Genomic DNA, 2,228 nt, shown 5'->3' on the forward strand with positions numbered 1-2,228 from the left:
TTCTCACCATGTCTCCTACCGCCAAGCAACCTCCCGTCAAACCATCCACCGTCGCAGCTGGCGCGGAATTTCCTGCGCTGGAAGGCGACCATTGGATCGAGCCGCTGCGCGATGGCACACGCGTGCTGATCCGCCCACTGCGCGAAAGCGATCGTGGACTTGAAGAAACGTTCATTCGCGAGCTGTCGCCGGAAGCACGCCGCTATCGTTTCCTCGGCGATTTCAAGGCGCCGAGCAAACAGCTGCTGGATCAGCTGATGCACGTCGATTATGTGCATGACATGGCCTTTGTGGCCTTGGCGCACGACAACGGCCGTTTGCGCGAAGTAGGCATCAGCCGCTATGCGTCCACCCGCGATGGCAAGCAATGCGAATGCGCGGTGACCGTGGCCGACGATTGGCGCAACCGCGGCCTGGCGGTGATGCTGATGCAGCATCTGGTCGACGTGGCGCGCAAGCACAAATTCACGCGCATCTTTTCCGTCGACGACACCACCAACGAGCCGATGCGCGAACTGGCCCATTTCCTGGGCTTTACGTGCGAATCGAATCCGGACGATCCCAAGACGGTGGTCTATTCCCTGTCGCTGTAATGTTGCCGGAGAACATCCATGAGCACCGAAACATCCCGCCATGCCGTTACCGGCACATCGCGCCAGCCGGCGCCAACGCCGGCGCGCTTTCACGACGTGCTGGCACTGGGCACTTCGGTCGCCCCGTGGAGCCCGGCACTGTTGGCAGCCATCGACATCGCCGCGCGCTGGAGCGGCAACGTCACCGGTTGCTACGTGCCGGGTTGCCTGCGCGAACTGCGCGCCTTGGAGGACGAGCCGACCGTGCTCAGCCTGCTCTCGGACGCCGGCTACGAATGCCTCGACGACGCCAATGCATTCCAGACCTATGCACAAAACCATGGCGCACGATACGCGGCATGGATGGTGACGCGCACGGCGATCGCGCCAACCCTGCGCAAACTGGGCGCGTGGCATGACCTGGCCGTGCTCGAGCGCGACATGGTGGATGAAACGCGCCTCTTCGACATTCTCGGCGAAGCCATGCTTTCCTGCCGCATTCCCTGCCTGATTCTGCCACCCGCCTGGAACCAGCCGCTGTCGTTCCGACGCATCGTGGTGGCCTGGAACGGCAGTTTCGAATCCACGCGCGCCTTGCATAGCGCCTTGCCGCTGTTGCAGCTCGCCAGCGACATCACGCTGGTCAACGGCCACGCTCGCGAACCGCGCCCCAGCCAGCTCAGCGTGGCCCAGCCCGATCCCATGATCTATCTCATGCATCACGGCGTTGCCGCCAAACCGCGTTACTTGGACGTACCCACGGATGAAGCCGGCAACGCACTGCTGGACAGAGTGCACCACGAAGCGGCCGACCTGCTGGTAATGGGCGGCTATGGACATTCACGTATACGCGAGCGCGTGCTGGGCGGCGCCACGCGCCACATCCTGGCACACGCAAGCATTCCCGTATTCATGCAGCATTGATTCCAAGGACCCATTCATGACCGCAACCATGAAAGCTGCCGTCGTGCGCGCATTCGGCGCACCGCTGACGATTGAAGACATGCCGGTACCTGCGCCCGGACCGGGCGAGGTATTGGTGCAGATCCACGCCTGCGGCGTATGCCATACCGACCTGCACGCGGCCGAAGGCGACTGGCCGGTCAAACCCACGCCGCCCTTCGTACCCGGCCATGAAGGGGCGGGCACGGTGGTCGCGCTTGGCGCCGGCGTCACGCATCTGAAAGAAGGCGATCGCGTCGGTATTGCCTGGCTGCACGACGCTTGCGGTTATTGCGAGCACTGCGTCGGCGGCTGGGAAACGCTGTGCGAGTCGCAGCACAACAGTGGTTACGGCGTAAACGGCGCCTTCGCCGAGTACGCCATCGGCGCGGCCGCCTATGTGGCAAAGCTGCCCGACACGGCCGATTTCGTTTCGATCGCGCCGATTCTGTGCGCAGGCGTCACCACCTACAAAGGCATCAAGGAAACCGGTGTGCGCCCCGGCGAATGGATTGCCATCTCGGGCATCGGCGGCCTGGGCCACGTGGCCGTGCAGTACGCCAAGGCGATGGGCCTGCACATTGCGGCCCTCGATGTCGGCGCGGAGAAACTGGCTTTGGCAAGGTCGCTGGGCGCGGACATCGCCGTCGACGCCAGATCGCCCGATGCCACGGACCAAGTGGTGAAAGCCACCGGCGGCGGCGCACATGGCGT

At 63.9% G+C, this 2,228-nt stretch carries 3 protein-coding genes; all 3 read left to right on the top strand.

Annotated features, from left to right (window positions below; all coding sequences use genetic code 11):
- Positions 1-8: 8 nt before the first annotated feature.
- The gene (locus tag VMA74_RS14350; protein WP_325368111.1) at positions 9-593 is read left to right on the top strand and encodes a GNAT family N-acetyltransferase; all 585 of its coding nucleotides are present in this window, start codon (positions 9-11) and stop codon (positions 591-593) included.
- An 18-nt stretch (positions 594-611) separates the two neighbouring features.
- A complete protein-coding gene (locus tag VMA74_RS14355; protein ID WP_325368107.1) occupies positions 612-1,496 on the top strand; it encodes a universal stress protein in 885 nt (294 codons plus the stop codon).
- A gap of 16 nt (positions 1,497-1,512) precedes the next feature.
- Positions 1,513-2,228, top strand: a 716-nt coding sequence (locus VMA74_RS14360; RefSeq protein WP_325368109.1) for a zinc-dependent alcohol dehydrogenase, incomplete at its 3' end; no start/stop codon positions are given.

Source organism: Dyella sp. (assembly GCF_035508675.1).
GTDB lineage: Bacteria > Pseudomonadota > Gammaproteobacteria > Xanthomonadales > Rhodanobacteraceae > Dyella_B.